Here is a 19,435-nt window from a genome sequence, read left to right as displayed (position 1 = left end):
GGCGAGGGGCCGTCATACGGTGTCGCCGGAATCCGTGTCAGCCGGGTCCGGGCAGAACACCGGCACCCGCTGAACCAGGTTGTTGGCGAAGCCGCCCCGGTTCCAGGACTGTTCGAGCGGCTGGGTGTTCCCCGCCGCGTCGTGGGCGCGGACGCTCAGCAGGTGGTCGCCGGGCTCGGCGGACCACTCGCAGGTCCACCGGCGCCACGCCCAGCGGTGTCCGTGGTCCGGTTCGAGATCCACCGGGTGACGGCTCGCGCCGCCGTCCGTGCTGAACTCCACGGTCGTCACCGGGGCGCGCCCCGACCAGGCCCGCCCCTCGACGCGGACCGGGCCCGGCGCGACGACCCGGGTGCGGGACATGAAGTCGGGGAAGCCGGGCGGTATCAGCAGCGCACGGGGAGCGATCCGGGTGACGGGCCGTCCCGCCTCCCCGGTCTCCTGCCTGATCCGGTAGGCGACGGACTGCTGGAAGCCGGTGAAGGGCTCGTCGACGACCGTGATCGCGCGCAGCCACTTGACCTGGGCCATGCCGTACCAGCCGGGCACCACCAGGCGCAGCGGTCTGCCGTGCTGGGGCGGCAGCGGCGCGCCGTTCATGGCGTAGGCCACCAGGACCTCGGGCTCCGCGCCGGTGGCGACGTCGAGCGGGAGGGAGCGTGCGTAGTCCTGTTCGACGCCGCGTTCCACGCCGTGGTCGGCGCCGGTGAAGACGACGTCGACGGCGTCGGAGGCGACCCCGGCCTCGGCGAGCAGGTGGCGCAGCGGTACCCCGGTCCACTCCGCCGTGCCCACCGCCTCCAGCAGCCAGGGCTGGCTCACCGGCCTCGGCGACAGCAGGGCCCTGCCGTTCCCGGCGCACTCCAGGGTCACCCGGGTGGTGACGGCGGGAAGGGCGCGCAGGTCGGCGGCCGAGAGGGTGAGCGAGCGCCGCACCCGTCCGCCCAGCGTCAGCCGCCAGGCGTCGTCGTCGGACACGTACGGGATGTCGTAGTGGGTGAGGACGTAGTGCAGGCCGGGCGGGGTGAGGTCGTAACGCAGGGCCTCCAGCGGCAGGCCGTGGTTGCGGGCGGCAAGCGCCAGTTCGTCCTGTCCCAGGCCCTCGCCCGCCGCGGCCAGCCGGGCGGGAGCGCTCACGTCGGTGAGTCGGCGCCCCATGCCGTCGATTATTCGCCCTGGGCCGCGCTCGCGCACCGGCTGGATCGGCGCGCGGCCCGCGCCCGGGGTGCGGCGGGCGTCTTGACGTTCCGGGCGGCAGTGGCGATCCTCGGGGCAGATTGTGTCGTACATGACAACATTAGCCCGACCGTACCGCGCCATCCCGCCGACCGAGGGACGTGGGCCGTGACCGTACGCAGAGACCCCCAGCGCCACCGCAGGGAGGCGGGCGTCCTCACGGCGCTGCTCCTGGTGCTGGCCGTCGTCCTGAGCCCCACGCCGAGTTCGGCGGCCGCCGCCGGGAACGACTGGTGGACACCCGTGTCACGGCCCGCGCCGGACTCGGGGATCGGCGTCACCGGCGAGCCGTTCAAGGGCACCGACGCCCAGGGCCGGGTGCGGGGGTTCGCCGACGCCCACGACCACCTGTTCGCCAACGAGGCCTTCGGCGGCCGGCTCATCTGCGGCAGGGTGTTCTCCGAGGCCGGGATCGCCGACGCGCTCAAGGACTGCCCCGAGCACTACCCCGACGGCTCGCTCGCCGTCTTCGACTTCATCACCAAGGGCGGCGACGGCAGGCACGACCCGGTCGGCTGGCCGACGTTCAAGGACTGGCCCGCCCACGACTCGCTGACCCACCAGCAGAACTACTACGCCTGGGTGGAGCGCGCCTGGCGCGGCGGTCAGCGCGTGCTCGTCAACGACCTGGTCACCAACGGCGTCATCTGCTCGGTCTACTTCTTCAAGGACCGCGGCTGCGACGAGATGACCTCGATCCGGCTGCAGGCGAAGCTGACGTACGACCTCCAGTCCTACGTCGACCGGATGTACGGCGGCCCCGGCAAGGGCTGGTTCCGGATCGTCACCGACAGCGCGCAGGCACGCGAGGTCGTCGAGCAGGGCAAACTCGCGGTCGTGCTGGGCGTGGAGACCTCCGAGCCGTTCGGCTGCAAGCAGGTCCTGGACGTCCCGCAGTGCGACCGGCACGACATCGACGCGGGCCTGGACGAGCTGTACGCGCTCGGCGTGCGCAGCATGTTCCTCTGCCACAAGTTCGACAACGCGCTGTGCGGAGTGCGCTTCGACTCCGGCGGACTCGGAACGGCGATCAACGTCGGCCAGTTCCTGTCGACCGGCACGTTCTGGAGGACCGAGAAGTGCGCGGGCCCGCAGCACGACAACCCCATCGGCTCGGCGGCCGCGCCCGGGACGGAGGCCAAGCTGCCGCCGGGGGTGAGCGTTCCCGGGTACGGCGCGGACGCGCAGTGCAACGCGCGCGGGCTCACCGACCTCGGCGAGTACGCCGTGCGCGGCATGATGAAGCGCAGGATGATGCTGGAGATCGACCACATGGGCGTCAAGGCCGCCGGCCGCGCGCTCGACATCCTGGAGGCCGGCTCCTACCCCGGCGTGATCTCCTCGCACAGCTGGATGGACATGAACTGGACCGAGCGGGTCTACGGCCTCGGCGGTTTCGTCGCCCAGTACATGAACGGCTCGAAGGGCTTCGTCGCCGAGGCGGACCGCACCAAGGCGCTGCGGGAGAAGTACGGAGTCGGCTACGGCTTCGGCACCGACATGAACGGCGTCGGCGGCTGGCCGGGGCCCCGGGGCGCGGACGCCCCCGACAAGGTCGTCTACCCCTTCCGCAGCGTCGACGGGGGTTCCCTGATCGACCGTCAGACCACGGGCGAGCGCACCTGGGACCTGAACACCGACGGGGCCGCGCACTACGGCATGGTGCCGGACTGGATCGAGGACATCCGGCGGGTGGGCGGCCAGGACACGGTGGACGACCTCTTCCGCGGGGCCGAGTCCTACCTCGGCACCTGGGGGGCGGCCGAGCGGTACCAGGCCTCGGCCGACCTCGCCGTCGGCGCGCCGGCCGCGGCCAGTTCGTCCGAGTGGAACCCGTTCACCAGCTACGCGCCGGGCCGGGCTGTGGACGGCCGGCGGGACACCCGCTGGGCCAGTGACTGGAGCGACGGCCAGTGGCTGCGGATCGACCTGGGCTCGACCCAGCTCGTCGGGCGGGTCACGCTCGACTGGGAGCGGGCGTACGGCAGGTCGTACCGCGTCGAGCTCTCGACGGACGGAGTGAACTGGCGGACCGCCTGGTCGACGACCAGCGGCGACGGCGGCCTGGACACCGCCCGCTTCTCCCCCGGGCCGGCCCGCTACGTCCGCGTCACGGGCACCGGGCGCGGAACCCGGTGGGGCTACTCGCTCTACGAGGTCGGCGTCCACAGCGGCTGACGCCGGCGGCCCCGGCCCCTCAGGAGCGGCCGCTCCCGGACCCCGCCGTTCCGCCCGGCACGCCCGCGGGCGCAGGCGGCGGAACGGGCCCGGCGGACGACGGGGCGGCCGGGTCCTCGTCGTCCAATTCGCCGCGCAGGGCCGCGACGGCGAACGCCACCATGGAGGCGGCGAGGAGCACGGCCAGCGGCCCCCAGATCGCCGGGATCGCCCACATCGGCCAGTCGTTGGCGGACTGCGCCCAGAGCGTCATGAGGGCGGTGACGGCCATGCCGAAACCGTGCCACCGCACCACGGCCGCCGCCCGGGCGTGCCGCCGGTCGCTCCGGGCGAACAGGGACCACAGCGCTCCGACGAGTGCCGTCAGACCGAACGAGCCGCAGGCCAGGGCGCCGCCGAGCCGGTCCTCGGGCCACCCCACGGGCCCGTCGGACGTCTGCTGGCGCCGCCCCTGGGCGTCCCGCACCTCGACGACACGGCCGTGCCAGATCAGCCCGACGACCTCGTCGCCCGGTTCCAGCTCGGACAGCACGGGGTCCGTCTGCCGGAACGTCACCCGCCACGGCTTGCCGGAGGGCAGCGCCAGCCGGGCCTCCGGCGACTCGTTCCGCTGCGCGCGGTGCAGGTCGGCCGTGCGGACGGTGAAACCCTGCCGCCACACGCAGGCCGAGGGCTTCACGGGCACGGAGGGGCACGCGGGCGCGGCCCGGTAGGCGCGCTCCCGCTCCAGCGCCCCGCGGATCTCGGAGGCCGAGGCCACGGCACCGCCGAGAGCCACCACGGCGACCAGCAGCCACATCACGCTCCGCAGCCCGTTGTGCTCCCCCGCCCCCACCCTGCCCCCTCGCCTCACCCGTGCCGTTCCCTGCCCGTATCCGAGCATGCCGGTGCCGGGCCCGCCCAGGCCCGGCACCGGCAAAGCGCACCCCGGCGGACCTGCCGGACCCCGGCAGCGAGCGGAGAGCCGGCCCGCCGCCGGCGCCCCATCCCGCGGCGCCGTCTTGTGGCGAGCCGTCACAGCCACTTCAATGCTCCCTACCTCCCCACAGGAGAACACCTGTCCCACACACCCAGTGAAGGGGTTCTTCTTGACCGCCATACGCGCCACCGCCGTGACCGCGGCGACCTGCGCCCTCGTCCTCGCCGCCGCGCTGCCGTCCTCCGCGATCAACTCGTACAACGCCGCTCCCGCGCCCGAACGCACCGAGGTGGGCGCCCTCGTGGCCACCTGGGACGACGACGGCGATCCGGCGACCCCGGACCGCACCGACTGGGTGTGCTCCGGCACCATGGTCGACGCGAACACCTTCCTGACCGCCGCGCACTGCACCAGCGACTGGCCGGCCGGCGTCAGGTTCCACGTCTCCCTCGACCAGGACGTCCAGGCCGGGCTCGACGCCGCCGCGAAGCGGTACCCGGGCGACCCGGCCGCCCAGGCGGACGCCGTCGGGGTCGAGGGCCTCGCGCACACGCACCCCGCCTACCCCGGCCCCTCCTCCGACCCGCACGACATCGCGGTGATCGAACTGCCCGCCGCGAAGGTCGCGTCCCGCTGGTCGTTCACCCCGGCCGCCCTGCCGGCCGCGAACCAACTGGACGGCCTCACCTCCAAGGAGCTGAACTCCACCGAGTGGACCGTCGCCGGGTACGGCACCCAGGAGGCCGCACGGGGTCCGGGCGGCCAGACGCACCCGGGCGGCGGAGTCCGCATGAAGGCGCCCGTGAGCTTCGACGCGCTCAACAAGGCATGGGTCCGGCTCGCCATGACGGCACCCCAGGGCAACGGCGGGGCCTGCTACGGAGACTCCGGCGGCCCCAACTTCGCCCAGCTCGGCGGCCGGAGGGTCCTCACCTCCACGACCATCACCGGCGACGGCCCGTGCTACGCCACGAACGTCACCTACCGCCTCGACACCCCGGGGGCCCGGGCGTTCCTGTCCCCCTTCGTGAAACTGCCGTGACGCCCACCGCGCGCCAGGAGCGCTCACCGCGTCCTCTGTCCCGCCGGTCGGATGACATGATCACCGTGTGACCAGCGAACTCGGCAGCACCGGGGCACGGAAGTACCTCCTCTTCGACGTCGACGGCACGTTGATCGACGCCGTGGCGAACCAGCGCCGGGTCTGGGACACTTGGGCCCGGCGCTACGGTCTGGATCCCGCCGAGGTCTACCAAGTCGCCCTCAGGACACGGCCGATGGAGACGTTCGCCGTCGTCGCTCCGAACGAGGACCCCCGAGTGTGCCTGGCGGCGCTGCACGAACTGGAGGACCACGACGTCCGGTACGGCGAGTACTCCGCCTTCGACGGCGCGGGCGAGTTGCTGGCGGCCCTGCCCGCCGGCTGCTGGGCGCTGGTGACCTCCAACTACGAGCACCGGGTGCGGGGGCGGTTCGCCCGGACCGGGCTGCCGGTTCCCCAGGTGCTCGTGGACGCCGGATGCGTCGAGGAGGGGAAGCCTTCGCCCGTCCCGTACCTGCTGGCCGCGCGACGGCTCGGGGCCGAGCCGCGGGACTGCCTGGTCGTCGAGGACGCGCCGTCCGGGGTCGAATCCGGACGGCGCGCCGGCATGACCGACCGGTGCGCACCGCCACTTCCGTACCCTGCGCGAGGCGATCCCCGAGATCCTCGCCTTCGCGGCGGAGGCGCGCGGAACGCGCCCGGCGGAGCCGGAACCGGCTGCCTGAGCGGGCCGGGGCGCCGGTTCAGGCCGCCGTCGCCCCTCCGTGTTCCGCGCGGTCGCGGTGGATCGGTGTGTCCGTGCCGGTCAGGGGGACCCCCGTACCGCCGCGCCGGGCGGCGACGATCTCCGCCGCGATCGACAGGGCCGTCTCCTCCGGGGTGCGGGCGCCCAGATCGAGTCCGATCGGGGACCGCAGCCGGTCCAGTTCCCGAGCGCTCACGCCCTCCTCCCGCAGCCGCCGCAGGCGGTCCTCGTGGGTGCGGCGCGAGCCGAGCGCGCCGACGAACGCCACCGGAAGCGCCAGCGCCGCCTTGAGCAGCGGTACGTCGAACTTCGCGTCGTGGGTGAGGACGCACAGCACCGTGCGGGCGTCGGTCTCCGTCCGCCGCAGATAGCGGTGGGGCCAGTCGACGACGACCTCGTCGGCGTCCGGGAAGCGGGCCCGGGTGGCGAAGACGGGCCGGGCGTCGCAGACGGTCACGTGGTAGCCGAGGAACTTCCCGGCCCGGGCCAGCGCGGACGCGAAGTCCACCGCACCGAAGACGATCATGCGCGGGGGCGGCACGTTCGCCTCGACCAGCAGGGTGATGCCGCCGGGGCAGCGCGAGCCGTCCTCGGCGATGTCGACCGTGCCGGTGCGCCCCGCCTCCAGCAGCGCCCCGGCCTCCGCCACCGCCGTCCGGTCAAGGTCCGGGTGGCCGCCCAGGCCCCCCTCGTACGTGCCGTCGGGCCGCACCAGCACGGCTCGGCCGAGGAGTCCGGCCGGGCCCCGGACGACCCGGGCGAGCGCGGCCGGCTCGCCGTGGGCCGCGGCCGCCAGGGCCGGCGCCAGCGCCGTGCGGGCGGGTGCCGCCGCGCCCACCGGCGTGATCAGCACGTCGAGGGTGCCGCCGCAGGTCAGGCCGACGGCGAAGGCGTCCTCGTCGCTGTAGCCGAACCGCTCCAGGACGCTCTCACCGGTCTCCAGCGCCTCCTGGCACAGGTCGTACACGGCGCCCTCCACGCACCCGCCGGAGACCGAGCCGATGACGGCGCCCGCACGGTCGACGGCCAGGGCCGCGCCGGGCCCGCGGGGCGCGCTGCCGGCGACGGCCACCACGGTGGCGACGGCGAACTCCCGCCCCTGTGCCATCCAGTCGTTCAGTTCCCCGGCCAGGTCAAGCATCCGGCGCTCCTCCGGAGGCGGTGAGGACGCGGTCGGGCCGGATGGGCAGGTTCCGGTGGCGTACGCCGGTCGCGTGCCAGACCGCGTTGGCGATGGCGGCCGCGGCGCCCACGATGCCGATCTCGCCGATGCCCTTGATCCCGACCGGGTCGTCGGGATCGGTGTCCTCGATCCAGTCGGCCTCGATGTGCGGCACGTCGGCGTGGGTGGCCACGTGGTAGCCGGCGAGGTCGGGCCCGACGTGGCCGCCGCTCGCGCGGTCCCGGACGGCCTCCTCGTGCAGGGCCATGGAGATGCCCCAGGTCATGCCGCCCAGGAACTGGCCGCGTGCCGTGAGCGGGTTGACGATCCGGCCGGCCGCGAAGATGCCGAGCATGCGGCGCACGCGCACCTCGCCGGTGGCGACGTCCACGGCGACCTCCGCGAACTGGGCGCCGTAGGAGTGCCGTTCGGCGGGTGCGAGGGCGCCGACGGCCGCGGTGGTGTCCGAGCGAACGGTGATGCCCTCCGCCGGGATGTCGCCGCTCAGGGCGAGCCGTTCGCGCAGTTCGGCGGCGGCCGTGGTGACCGCCCAGGACCAGGAGCGGGTGCCCATGGAGCCGCCGGCGATCATCGCCGGCCCGAAGTCGCTGTCGCCGATGCGGACCCGGACGCGGTCGGGGGCGGCGCCCAGGGCGTCCGCGGCGACGAGGGTGAGCGCGGTGCGGGCTCCGGTGCCGATGTCGGCGGCCGCGATACGGACGGTGAAGGTGCCGTCCGGATGGGCGGTCGCGGTGGCGGTGGACGGTGCGGCGCCGGCGCCGAAGGACGCCGCGGCCGTGCCCGTTCCGAGCAGCCAGCGGCCGTCGCGGCGCCGTCCGGGGCGCGGGTCGCGGTCCGCCCAGCCGAACCTGCGGGCGCCCTCCCGGAAGCAGGCGGGCAGACTGCGGCCGGCGAAGGGCAGCCCGGAGACCGGCCCCCGCTCCGGTTCGTTGCGCAGGCGCAGTTCGATCGGGTCGACGCCGCACTGCTCGGCCAGTTCGTCCAGCGCCGCCTCCAGCGCGAACGAGCCAGGCGCCTCGCCCGGGGCCCGCATCCAGGTCGGGGTCGGCAGGTCGAGCCGTACCACGCGGTTGGCGGTGTGGTGGGCGTCGGCGTCGTACATCACCCGGGCCACGCCGGCGCTGGGTTCCACGAACTCGTGCACGGTGGAGGTGACGCTCACCGAGCGGTGCTCGAGAGCGCGCAGCCGGCCGGTCGCGTCGGCGCCCAGCCGGACGTGCTGCGTGGTGGGGCTGCGATAGCCGGCCAGCGAGAACATCTGACGCCGGGTCAGCACCACGCGCACGGGCCGCCGCAGGGCGGTCGCCGCCATCACGGCGGCGACCTGGTGGGCGCGGACGCCCTTGCTGCCGAAGCCGCCGCCGACGTGCTCGGAGCGCACCCGCACCGACGCCGGGTCGAGCGAGAAGAGGTTGGCGAGTTCACCGACGACCCAGGTGGCGCCCTGGTTGGAGTCGACCACCTCGAGCCGCCCGCCGTCCCAGCGGGCGGTCGCCGCGTGCGGCTCCATCATGCTGTGGTGCTCTTCGGGCGTGGTGTACTCGGCGTCCACGACATGGGCGGAGGCGGCGAGTTCGGCGTCCAGGTCGCCCTTGCCGGTCACCGCCGGCATGAAGCCGTCCACCGGGTAGGCGTCCGGGTGCTCGCCGTCGAAGTCGATGTCGTGGGGCTCCTGTTCGTAGTCCACGACGAGCGACTCGGCGGCCTCCCTGGCCTGTTCCGGCGTCTCGGCGACGACCAGCGCGACCGGCCAGCCCAGGTGCGGCACCCGGTCGTGCTGGAAGACGGCGCAGGTGGGGTCCGGCGGCGTGCCCAGCATGCCGACGTAGTCGGTGTTGAGGCGCGGGGCGTTGCGGTGGTCCAGGACGGCGACGACGCCCGGCATGTCCAGGACGGCGTCGGTGTCGAGGGCGCGGATGCGACCGCGGGCGATCGTGGAGAGCACCAGCCAGCCGTGCGCCAGGCCGGCGAAGGGGATCTCCCCCGAGTAGCGGGCGGCTCCGGTGACCTTGTCCCTGCCCTCGACGCGGGTGTGCGCGGTGCCGACGGAGGCGGGTCGCGCGGGGGTGCCGGTGGTGACGGTGGTCATCGGGCGGCCTCCTCGGCGAGTTCGGTCAGGACGGCCACCACGAGGTTGCGCATCAGGGTCACCTTGTATCCGTTGCGGGGCAGCGGCCGGGCTGCCGACAGTTCGGCGTCCGCGGCGGCCGCGAAGGTGTCGGCGCCGGCCGGGGCGCCGGTCAGGACTTGTTCGGCCGCGTGGGCGCGCCAGGGGCGGGAGGCGACCGCGCCCAGGGCCAGGCGCGCGTCCCGGACCACTCCGTCCCGGATGTCGAGCGCGGCGGCGACCGAGCCGATGGCGAAGGCGTACGAGGCCCGCTCGCGCACCTTGCGGTAGCGGGAGTGGGCGGCGACCGGCGCGGGCGGCAGCGAGACGCCGGTGATCAGGGCGCCGGCCGGCAGGGCGGTCTCGCGGTGCGGGGTGTCGCCGACGGGCAGGTAGAAGTCGGCGAGTGGCGACCGCCCCGGACCGTCGGCGGTCTCGAAGTGGACGACGGCGTCGAGCGCGGTGAGCGCGACGCCCATGTCCGAGGGGTGCACGGCGACGCAGTGACCGGACGCCCCGAGGATGGCGTGGTTGTGGTGCTCGCCCTGGACGGCCGGACAGCCGCTGCCCGGGACGCGCTTGTTGCACGGCTTGGTGACGTCGGTGAAGTAGCCGCAGCGGGTGCGCTGCAGCAGGTTCCCGCCGACCGTGGCCATGTTGCGCAGCTGTCCGGACGCGCCGGCCAGCACCGCCTGCGCCAGCACCGGGTAGCGGCGCCGGACCGCGGGGTGCGCGGCCAGGTCGCCGTTGGTGACGGTCGCGCCGATGCGCAGGCCGCCGTCCTCGGCCGACTCGATCTCGTCCAGCGGCAGTTCGCGGATGTCGACGAGCCGGGCCGGCCGTTCCACACCGGTCTTCATCAGGTCGACGAGGTTGGTCCCGCCGCCGAGGAAGCGCGCGTCCGGGTCGGCGCCGAGCACCGCGACGGCGCCGGCGACGTCGGACGCCCGCTGATAGCCGAACTCCCTCATGCCGAGGCCTCCTTCGTGCTCGCCGCGGGGGTGGCGGAGACGGCGGTGTCCGCTTCGGCGCCGGCCGCGCGGGCCACCGCCCGGACGATCGACACGTAGGCGCCGCAGCGGCACAGGTTGCCGCTCATCCGCTCCCGGATCTCCTCCGCGGTCAGGGGTGGCGGCCCCGCTTCGGGACTGATGTCGCCGGTGACGGCGCTGGGCCAGCCCGCCGCGTGTTCCTGGATCACCCCGATCGCCGAACAGATCTGGCCCGGCGTGCAGTAGCCGCACTGGAAGCCGTCCAGGTCGAGGAAGGCCTGCTGCACGGGGTGGAGCCGGTCGCCGTCGGCCAGGCCCTCGACGGTGGTGATCTCGCGGCCCTCGGCCGCCACGGCCAGCTGCAGACAGGCCACCGTGCGGCGCCCGTCCACCAGGACCGTGCAGGCGCCGCACTGGCCCTGGTCGCAGCCCTTCTTGGTGCCGGTGAGATCGAGGCGCTCGCGCAGGGCGTCGAGCAGGGTGGTGCGGTGGTCGACGGGCAGTGTGTACTTCTCGCCGTTGATCTTCAAGGTGATGACACTGGACGTCGATGAGGCCATGAGCAGCTTCTTTCGCATTTCCAGAAGATGGGGGGGCGCCCGGCGACCGGGATGCCGGCCGGTCGGAGCGTGGTGCGGAGCGTGCGTGGTGCGGGCCGTTGCCGCAGGGGGCGAAGCGTGGTGCGGGGCGCTTGGACCGAAAGGACGGACGCGGACTGCCGCTGGGTTCGCGGCCCCGGCTATCGTGGACGCAACAACCGGACAGCTGTCCGCTACCTGGAAAACCTAACGGACAGCTGTCCGGTTAGCAAGGGCGAGGTTCGGCCACGGACCTGCGAGGAGGACGAGTGCCATCCAGAGACGACTCACCCCGGCGCTCGGACGCGCAGCGCAACCGTGAGCGCATCATGGAGGTGGCCCTCGTGGAGCTGACGCGCTGCGCGGACGCCCCGCTGAGCGCGATCGCCAAGAAGGCCGGTGTCGGCCAGGGCACGTTCTACCGGAACTTCCCCAACCGCGAGGCGCTGGTCCTGGAGATCTACCGGCACGAGATACAGCAGGTCGCCGACAGCGCGGCCCAGCTGCTGCGGACCCGGCCGCCCGAGGAGGCCCTGCGTGCCTGGATGGACCGGCTCGCCGAGTTCGCCATGGCCAAGGCCGGCCTCGCCGGCGCGATCCGCCAGGTCACGAGCACACCGGGCAGCCCGGCGAAGCCGACGCACACCCCGGTGACCTCCGCCGCGGAGCTGCTGCTGCGCGCCAACGAGGAGGCCGGCACGATCCGCCCAGGCGTCACGGCGGACGACTTCGTGCTGGCCATCGCGGGCCTGTGGCAGCTCGACCCGCACGACGACTGGCGGTCACGCGCCGCCCGCCTCCTCGACCTCGTCATGGACGGCCTGCGCACGGGAGCGCCCGGGGCGCGGGGCCGGTAGACGCGGCGCGGCCACTGCCAGAGCACTGGGACGACCGACGCGGCGCGGCCACTGCCAGAGAACGGAGACGGCCGACGCGGCGCAACCACGGCCAGAGCGCGGAGACGGCCGGGGCGGCGCAACCACGGCCAGAGAACGGAGACAGCCGACGCGGCGCAACCACGGCCAGAACACAGAGACGGCCGACGCGGCGCAACCACGGCCAGAGCGCGGAGACGGCCGGGGCGGCGCGACCGGACCTCGAGGGCGCCGCGCATCCGGCCGCGGCGCGGAGATCACCCGCGGGTACCGTGACGCGGTAGCCCAGGTGGACGACCCGCTCGGCCGGCCGGCGGCTCCGGCGGACCCGGGGGCCAGGCGGGCGGGCCGTCCCGATCCGCGTCCGGGAGGTCAGCGCCCATGTCCGAGTCAGCCACTGCCACCACCACCGCCGTAGCCGGCCCCCGCACCGCTCCGGTCCTCGCCGAGGTCGTCCGTTCCGGATTCGTCGAGGGGCGGCACCGGGGCAGCCTGGTGCTGCTCGCCGCGGACGGCTCGGTGGAACTGGCGCTCGGCGACGTGACGTCCCCGGTCTTCCCTCGGTCCGCCAACAAGCCGATGCAGGCGGCGGCCATGCTGCGGGCGGGTCTGCGGCTCGACGGCGAACGGCTGGCCCTGGCGGCCGGCAGCCACTCGGGCGAGGCGTTCCACCGGGATTTGGTCCGCACGATGCTCGACGAGCACGGGCTGAGCCCCGAGGACCTGCGGTGCCCGCCCGCCCTCCCCCTGGACCAGGAGGAGCAGGAGAGGTACCTGGCCGCGGGCGCGCGTCGCGATCCGGTGGCCATGAACTGCTCCGGCAAGCACACGGCGATGCTCGCGGCGTCCGCGCTGCGCGGATGGCCGCTGGAGTCCTACCTCGACCCCGGACACCCGCTCCAGCGGCTGATCCGGACGGCGGTGGAGGAGGCGGCCGGGGAGCCGGTGGCTGCGGTGGGCACGGACGGCTGCGGGGCGCCGCTCATGGCGGTCAGCCTGACCGGACTGGCCCGCGCCTTCCGCTCCTGCGTCCTCGCCGAACCCGGTACGCCCGTACGCCGGGTCGCCGACGCCATGCGCGCCCACCCCGAGTACGTCGCCGGCACCCGCCGCCACGACACCTGGCTGATGCGGGAGTTGCCGGGCACCCTGGCGAAGGTGGGCGCGGAAGCCGTCCAGGGGCTCGCCCTGCCCGACGGACGCGCCCTGGCCCTGAAGATCGAGGACGGCGGCGGCCGGGCGCTGGGGCCGGTCCTCGCCCGCGCCCTGCGCCTGGCCGGTGTCACGGCGCCCGTGGTCGACCGAGTGGGCCGCTCGCCCCTACTGGGCGGCGGCCGGGAGGTGGGAGAGGTGCGGCCGGCGTTCTGAGGCCGGCGCACGTGGCCGCCGGCCCCCGGCGCCCGCGTCACCAGCGGGGGCCGCCGGCCAGGCGCCCGTCGTCACGGCCCTCGACTCCCCCAGCAACCCCCGGCGGTGCGGCCCCACCTCCGGTGCCGGGGCTACCGGCCGGTGGACGCCGGATCCGGGCCGGATCCCTTGGGGACCCCGGTCGGCTCCCTCGCGCGGCACGAAGGGCCCGGAGCTTCCCGCTCCGGGCCCTTCGCCGTTCAGTTCGCCGTGGAGGAGGCCCTGCGCGGCAGCTTCCAGTCGGGGCGCGGGAAGTGGCAGGTGTAGCCGTTCGGGTAGCGCTCCAGGTAGTCCTGGTGCTCCGGCTCGGCCTCCCAGAAGTCACCGACGGGCTCCACCTCGGTGACCACCTTGCCCGGCCACAGCCCGCTCGCCTCGACGTCGGCGATCGTGTCCACCGCGACGCGGTGCTGCTCCTCGTCCGCGTAGTAGATCGCGGACCGGTAGCTGCGCCCGATGTCGTTGCCCTGGCGGTCGCGCGTGGTCGGGTCGTGGATCTGGAAGAAGAACTCCAGGATGTCGCGGTAGCTCGTGGCCGCCGGATCGAAGACGATCTCGATGGCCTCGGCGTGGTCGCCGTGGTTCCGGTAGGTGGCGTTCGGGGTGTCGCCGCCGGAGTAGCCGACGCGCGTGGACACGACGCCGGGCTGCTTGCGGATCAGGTCCTGCATGCCCCAGAAACAACCGCCTGCCAGTACGGCTCGCTGGGTTCCCACAGTCATCGGTCGCTCCCTCGCCCTGCTGCTTGTACGTTCGTCCAGCCTAAGGTCACACCGGCCCGGGATATTCCCCGGCCCGGGACCCGCGGAGGGCGTACGGGGACGGGGCGGGCTCAGGCGGCCCGACCGGCGTACCGGCGCCGCCGTCCGGCGGTACGTCCGGCCTTCCCGCAGGTGTGTCGATTGACAGCCGGGACACCGTGGCGGACGCTCGGCGCATGCCGCTCGCCACCCTCCCCGCCGGAGCGCCGGCCCCTCCGCCCCGGGCCCACGGCGTCGCGCACGGGACCGGTGCGGCCGGCCTCTGGGAGGCCCGATGACGGCCGGTTCGCCCGCGCCCGGCGGCCCGGCCGGCGAGGGCCACTACGGAGAGGACCTCTTCGAGCCGAAGCATCCCGGGGAATCCGAGCGGATCGACGCGGCCGCTCTCGCGTACGACCCCTTCACAACCGGCAGGCTCCGGGCGCTCGGCGTGGAGCACGGCAGCCGCTGCCTGGACGTCGGGGCCGGCACCGGCACGGTGACCCGCTGGCTGCTGGAGGAACCCGGGGCGGCGGAGGTCGTCGCGCTGGACCGGGACACCAGCGGCCTGGACGCCCTGAAGGACCCGCGGGTCCGGGTACTGACCGCCGACCTCACGGACGACGCCCTGCGGCCCGGCACCTTCGACCTCATCCACGCCCGGTTCGTGCTCATGCACCTGCCCGGCCGGCGCGACATCATCTCGCGGCTCGCGGGCTGGCTGAATCCCGGCGGCCTGCTGGTGCTCGCCGACGCCGTCGAGGTGCCGGACCCGCTGGACACGTCGTCGGCCTACCGGCGGGTCATGGACGCCATGTGGCAGGCGCTCAGGACGACGATCGGCACCGACACCTCGTCCGTTCCCGCCTATCCGCGATTCCTGCGGGAGGAGGGGCTGTGCGACGTCGCCGCGGAACTCCTCTGCCCGCCGCTGGTGGCGGGCAGCCCCCTGGCCCGTTTCTGGTCGGACACGTGGAACCGGATGCGGCCCGAACTCGAGGCGACCGGACGGGTGGACGGCGCCGTCGTCGACGAGGCACTGGCCTACCTGGCCTCGCCCCGGTTCGCCGAACTGGGCCCGGGCATGCTGATGGCCTGGGGGCGGCGGCCCTGAGAACGCGGAGCGGCCGGTGACGGGACGTCACCGGCCGTTCCTGCACGCGGACTTCAGCGTCTGCGGGACCAGCCGGAGCCGATGCCCGCCACGTGCAGCGCCAGCAGGGTCAGACCCAGCAGCATGACGTTGACCGAGGAGAACGTGTCGTTGGTGCTGATGTCCGCCGCGTTGATCAGGAACGAGATGAAGAACAGTACTGCCGCGCCTATGCCGAGCATGGGGGATTCCTCTCCTGGGAAGTGCCTTCCCTGCCCCGTCTGCCCCCTGAACGCCTACACAGACTCACGGAATCGCCCGTTCGTCGCCGGACGGGTCCGGCCCGGGCCGTCCACCGTCGACACGGTGGACGGCCCGGGCCGGGGACGGTCACTCAAGGCGCCCCCGTACGGCGCCGCGGCGGCTCGCGAGGAGGCGACGGCCGCCGCGGCTCCGGGTCAGGCGCAGCCCGCCACGGCCGCCCGGGACGCGTCGTCGATCAACGCGTCCTGGGCCGCCTTGAGTCGCCGCACGTCGGGCTTGGTCACCTTGCGGTCGTACGTCATCAGGCCGTTGAGCTCGCCCTCGACGTCCGAGATCTGCGTGTAGACGGCGCCGTTGCCGCCCTTGCAGGCCAGCGCGTGCACCTCGTCGAGCTTCTTCAGGTAGTCGTCGGTGTACGTGCTGGGGTCGACGTCCACGTACGACTGCTGCACCGACCAGGCGTGGCCCGGCACCGCGAGGCCGAGGCCGCCGTACTCACCCGCGACCAGGGCGCGCTGCCCGTCCGGGTGCGGTGGCAGGGCCGGGCTCGGATAGCCGTGCTCGTCCATGATGTCGCCGGCCCCGCCGTCCGCGCCCAGGTTGAGGCCGGACATGTTGTTCACCAGGCGGGTGGGGTCCCAGGACTTGGCCTGGGAGGCGACGCGGCCGATGTCGTACTGGCCCCAGCCCTCGTTGAAGACCACCCACATGACCACCGACGGGCTGCTGATGTGCTCGTCGATCATCTGCTTCATCTCGCGCTCGTACTCGGCGCGGGCCGCGGTCGACGGGTTCACCCCGGCCGTCATGGCGGGCATGTCCTGCCACACCAGCAGGCCGAGCCGGTCGGCCCAGTAGAACCAGCGGTCGGGTTCGACCTTGATGTGCTTGCGGACGGAGTTGAAGCCCATCCGCTTGTGCATCTTCAGGTCGTAGGCCAGGGCCTCGTCGCTGGGCGCGGTGTGCAGGCCGTCGGGCCAGAAGCCCTGGTCGAGGGTGGCCATCATGAAGACCGGCTTGCCGTTGAGGACGGTGCGCGGCACGCCGTTCACCTTCTCCACCGCGATGGAGCGCATCCCGAAGTAGCTGCCCACCCGGTCGTCGCCGACCTTGACCTTGAGGTCGTAGAGGAACGGGTCGTCCGGCGACCACAGGTGGGCCTTCGGGATCTTCAGGGTGAGCGCCCGGCCGGTGCTGCCGGTGACCGTGGCCGCCCGGCGCTTGCCGTCGTAGGCGGTCGCGGTCACCTGTACGCCGTCGCGCACGCCCTGCGGCTCGACGGTGAGCGTGCCGGTGTCGACGTGCGGGGTCAGCTTGAGCTGGTCGACGTGGTCGGCGGCGACGGGTTCCAACCACACGGTCTGCCAGATGCCGGAGGACGGGGTGTACCAGATGCCGCTCGGGTCCAGGCGCTGCTTGCCCATCGGCGGGTTCTCGCCGCCGGCCGCGTCCGTCGGGTCGTAGACGCCGACGATCAGTTCCTGGGTGCGGCCGGGCTTGAGGGCGTCGGTGATGTCGGCGCTGAACTTGTCGTAACCGCCCTTGTGTTCGGCGACCTCGGTGCCGTTGACGTAGACCTCGGCCTGCCAGTCGACGGCGCCGAAGTTGAGCTGGAGCCGCTTGTGGCCGCCTACCTTCCAGCCCGCGGGGACGGTGAAGGTGCGCCGGTACCACATGCGGTCCTCGTGCCGTTCGATGCCCGAGAGCTGGGACTCGACGGGGTACGGGACCAGGATCCGCTCACCGAGGGTGCGGCCCACCGGCGGCTGCTCCCCCGCCTTGGCCGCGGCGAACTGCCAGCTGCCGTTGAGGTTCCGCCAGGCGTCGCGGGTCAACTGCGGCCTGGGGTACTCGCGGTGCGCGTTGGCCGGGGTGACGTCGTCGGCCCACTTGGTGCGCAGCTCGTAGGTGGAGTGGTTGGCGCCGCTGCTCCAGAAGGCGCTGACAACGTTGCCGTCCTGGCCTGCGAGTCCGCCCTCGCCGTCGTAGCGGACGTCCGCGAGTCCGGGCGCGGTGCCGGACTTGTCGCCGACGACGGGCTCCTTCAGGGAGACCAGCAGGGCCCTGGGGTCGGCGGGGTCCAGCCGGGCGCCGCCGAGCGGCCAGCTGGCGCCGCCGATGACGGCGTCGAGGTGGCTGGTCAGCGCGGCGGTGGGCTTGGCCAGCGCCTGGGCGAAGTCGAGCCGCAGGGAGCGGCCGTCCTTCAGGACGGTGGTGGCGATGGCGCCGTCGTAGGCGTAGCCCTCGGGCAGCAGGAACGCCGACTGCGGTACGGCGGTCTTGGTGCCGCCCGGCGGCGTCCAGCGCAGGTGGAGGTTGGAGCCTCCGTAGTGCTCGAAGTACTCGACCTTGATGTCGTACGCCTTGCCGGCGGTCAACTCGACCGGAGCACCCGTCTGTTCGCGGTCCCAGTCGTCGACCCAGTGGTCGATGACCATTCTGCCGTCGACCCAGAGGCGGAATCCGTTGTCGCCGATGATCGAGAAGGTGGTGGCGCCGGTCTTCTCGGGCACGATCCGGCCGGTCCAGCGGACGCTGACGTCGTCCGACCGGCCGGTGGCCGAGTTCAGGCGGGACTCCAGGGAGTCGAAGTCGAGCTTCGGGTCGAAGCCGGTGGCCTTGAGCTGGTCGAAGTCGAAGGCGCCGGGGGCGGACTGGGTGTAGTACTCGCCCTTGAGTCCGTGGACCTCGACGGGGTCGTCCGCCGCGGTGGCGCTGGGCGCCGCGGTCAGTCCGGCCACGCCGAGGGCGGCCGCGAGGAGGAGTGAGAGGCGATGTCGGAGTGATCTGATGCGCACGGAACTCCCTATGCCTGAGGAAGGGTGGCGGCTCACTGCTTCAGTCTGTACAACGTTGGAAGCACGGCAGTTGGCATGAGAGCACGGCTCCCGGCCGCTGTCCAGAGTCATGACATGGCTCCGCCCTTCGGAGCTCCCATCGATGCCGAGGAGATCCCTTTGCGGGTCAGCCTGAAGGACGTGGCCGAGCGGGCCGGCGTCTCGATCAAGACCGTGTCCAACGTCGTGAACAACTATCCGCACGTCACACCGGCGATGCGGTCCCGGGTGCAGCAGGCCATCGACGAGCTCGGCTACCGGCCGAACCTGACGGCCCGGCATCTCCGCAAGGGCCGCACGGGCATCATCGCTCTGGCCGTGCCGGAGCTGGGCAACCCGTACTTCGCCGAACTGGCGGGCGCCGTGGTCGACGCGGCGGCCGAGCACGACTTCACCGTGCTGCTGGACCACACCCGCGGCAAGCGCGAGCAGGAGGTGCTGGTCAGCCAGGGCTTCCGGGCGAGGGTGATCGACGGGCTCATCCTCAGCCCGCTGGAACTGGAGGCCGAGGACCTGCAGGGGCGGTCCGACGACGTCCCACTGGTGCTGCTCGGCGAGCGCGAGTACGACGCGCCGCACGACCACATCGCCATCGACAACGTGGCCGCCGCCCGGGCCGCGGTGCGCCATCTGCTGGGCCGGGGCCGCACCCGGATCGCCTACCTGGGCGCCCGCACGGACTCCGCGAACCGCCCGGCTCACCTGCGACTCGTCGGCTGGCGGCAGGAGTTGGCGGCGGCCGGGGTGCCGGCGCCGGACGACCTGGTGGTGCCGGTCGGCGGCTGGGACCGCGACGACGGCGCCCGGGCCATGGCCGAGCTGCTCGACTCGGGCGTGCGGCCCGACGCGGTGTTCGCGCTGAACGACCTCATCGCGATCGGTGCCATGCGGGTGCTGCACGAGCGGGGTCTGCGAGTGCCGTGGGACGTCGCCGTGGTCGGCTTCGACGACATCGCCGAGGGCCGTTTCGGCGCGGTGTCGCTCACCACGATCGCCCCGGACAAGCAGGCCATCGCACGGATGGCGGTGGCCTCGCTGCTGCGGAGTCTGTCGGGGCGCGAGGAGCCCGGAGGACGTGAACTCGTGGCCGAATTCCGGCTGGTGGAGCGCGAGAGCACGCTGGGGCGGCGGTGAGGCGGGGCCCCGCGCGCCCAGCCGGGATTTCGGACGGGAGGGTTTACAGCTCTCTTCCAACGATGTAAAAACCTCCCCTGAACGACGTGCACGCCGAGTTGACCG

The 19,435-nt window shown here is 73.5% G+C and carries 15 protein-coding genes and 1 pseudogene; 7 read left to right on the top strand and 9 right to left on the bottom strand.

The features are described 5' to 3' along the window. Positions 1-12 precede the first annotated feature (12 nt). Positions 13-1,158 (bottom strand): sulfite oxidase, encoded by a 1,146-nt coding sequence (locus ACZ7JA_RS31655; protein ID WP_450744076.1) that lies wholly within the window; start codon positions 1,156-1,158, stop codon positions 13-15. Positions 1,159-1,344: 186 nt separating this feature from the next. On the opposite strand from ACZ7JA_RS31655, the gene ACZ7JA_RS31650 reads away from it, so the two are divergent. Further along, positions 1,345-3,414: a galactose-binding domain-containing protein gene (locus ACZ7JA_RS31650; RefSeq protein ID WP_470811785.1), complete on the top strand. Its 2,070-nt coding sequence runs from the start codon at positions 1,345-1,347 to the stop codon at positions 3,412-3,414. 19 nt (positions 3,415-3,433) lie between these two features. On the opposite strand, the gene ACZ7JA_RS31645 is transcribed toward ACZ7JA_RS31650, so the two are convergent. Then, positions 3,434-4,249, bottom strand: a complete 816-nt coding sequence (locus ACZ7JA_RS31645; protein WP_470811783.1) for a hypothetical protein — start codon at positions 4,247-4,249, stop codon at positions 3,434-3,436. Positions 4,250-4,502: 253 nt separating this feature from the next. Here ACZ7JA_RS31645 and ACZ7JA_RS31640 point away from each other — a divergent pair, with 253 nt between their 5' ends. Further along, entirely contained in the window at positions 4,503-5,375 is an 873-nt protein-coding gene (locus ACZ7JA_RS31640; protein WP_470811781.1) for a trypsin-like serine protease, read from the top strand. 67 nt (positions 5,376-5,442) lie between these two features. Continuing rightward, positions 5,443-6,100 (top strand): annotated as a pseudogene (locus ACZ7JA_RS31635) (HAD-IA family hydrolase). A gap of 18 nt (positions 6,101-6,118) precedes the next feature. Here the strand turns inward: ACZ7JA_RS31635 and ACZ7JA_RS31630 are convergent. Genes ACZ7JA_RS31630 through ACZ7JA_RS31615 form a run of 4 tightly spaced genes read right to left on the bottom strand, consistent with a single transcriptional unit; the run spans position 6,119 to position 10,962 of the window. After that, entirely contained in the window at positions 6,119-7,261 is a 1,143-nt protein-coding gene (locus tag ACZ7JA_RS31630; RefSeq protein WP_351666442.1) for an XdhC family protein, read from the bottom strand. Beyond that, the gene (locus ACZ7JA_RS31625) at positions 7,254-9,392 is read right to left on the bottom strand and encodes a xanthine dehydrogenase family protein molybdopterin-binding subunit (RefSeq protein ID WP_351666441.1); all 2,139 of its coding nucleotides are present in this window, start codon (positions 9,390-9,392) and stop codon (positions 7,254-7,256) included. The genes ACZ7JA_RS31630 and ACZ7JA_RS31625 overlap by 8 nt, the downstream gene beginning before the upstream one ends. After that, positions 9,389-10,381 carry an FAD binding domain-containing protein gene (locus tag ACZ7JA_RS31620; protein ID WP_389298237.1) on the bottom strand — a complete coding sequence of 331 codons (993 nt, stop codon included), beginning with the start codon at positions 10,379-10,381 and terminating at the stop codon, positions 9,389-9,391. The genes ACZ7JA_RS31625 and ACZ7JA_RS31620 overlap by 4 nt, the downstream gene beginning before the upstream one ends. Then, positions 10,378-10,962, bottom strand: a complete 585-nt coding sequence (locus ACZ7JA_RS31615; protein ID WP_351666511.1) for a (2Fe-2S)-binding protein — start codon at positions 10,960-10,962, stop codon at positions 10,378-10,380. The genes ACZ7JA_RS31620 and ACZ7JA_RS31615 overlap by 4 nt, the downstream gene beginning before the upstream one ends. A gap of 347 nt (positions 10,963-11,309) precedes the next feature. Here ACZ7JA_RS31615 and ACZ7JA_RS31610 point away from each other — a divergent pair, with 347 nt between their 5' ends. Further along, entirely contained in the window at positions 11,310-11,837 is a 528-nt protein-coding gene (locus ACZ7JA_RS31610) for a TetR/AcrR family transcriptional regulator (RefSeq protein ID WP_389450695.1), read from the top strand. A gap of 399 nt (positions 11,838-12,236) precedes the next feature. After that, positions 12,237-13,223, top strand: coding sequence for an asparaginase (locus ACZ7JA_RS31605; protein ID WP_389298235.1), 987 nt, complete (start codon positions 12,237-12,239; stop codon positions 13,221-13,223). Positions 13,224-13,462: 239 nt separating this feature from the next. On the opposite strand, the gene msrA is transcribed toward ACZ7JA_RS31605, so the two are convergent. Continuing rightward, a complete protein-coding gene (gene msrA / locus ACZ7JA_RS31600; protein WP_351666433.1) occupies positions 13,463-13,984 on the bottom strand; it encodes a peptide-methionine (S)-S-oxide reductase MsrA in 522 nt (173 codons plus the stop codon). 313 nt (positions 13,985-14,297) lie between these two features. Here msrA and ACZ7JA_RS31595 point away from each other — a divergent pair, with 313 nt between their 5' ends. Then, complete coding sequence (locus ACZ7JA_RS31595; protein ID WP_351666432.1) at positions 14,298-15,116, top strand: class I SAM-dependent methyltransferase; 819 nt, start codon at positions 14,298-14,300, stop codon at positions 15,114-15,116. 53 nt (positions 15,117-15,169) lie between these two features. On the opposite strand, the gene ACZ7JA_RS31590 is transcribed toward ACZ7JA_RS31595, so the two are convergent. Both ACZ7JA_RS31590 and ACZ7JA_RS31585 read right to left on the bottom strand, forming a co-directional pair. Beyond that, positions 15,170-15,337 carry a hypothetical protein gene (locus ACZ7JA_RS31590; protein WP_351666431.1) on the bottom strand — a complete coding sequence of 56 codons (168 nt, stop codon included), beginning with the start codon at positions 15,335-15,337 and terminating at the stop codon, positions 15,170-15,172. 216 nt (positions 15,338-15,553) lie between these two features. After that, positions 15,554-18,157 (bottom strand): PA14 domain-containing protein, encoded by a 2,604-nt coding sequence (locus ACZ7JA_RS31585; protein WP_470811777.1) that lies wholly within the window; start codon positions 18,155-18,157, stop codon positions 15,554-15,556. A gap of 159 nt (positions 18,158-18,316) precedes the next feature. Between ACZ7JA_RS31585 and ACZ7JA_RS31580 the strand changes: the two genes are divergently transcribed. Continuing rightward, positions 18,317-19,330 (top strand): LacI family DNA-binding transcriptional regulator, encoded by a 1,014-nt coding sequence (locus ACZ7JA_RS31580; protein WP_351666509.1) that lies wholly within the window; start codon positions 18,317-18,319, stop codon positions 19,328-19,330. The last annotated feature ends 105 nt before the right edge of the window (positions 19,331-19,435 follow it).

This window comes from Streptomyces sp. NPDC038135 (genome assembly GCF_055601245.1).
The sequence above is the reverse complement of the archived record's forward strand: the minus strand, read 5'-3'. Positions and strand labels throughout refer to the sequence as shown.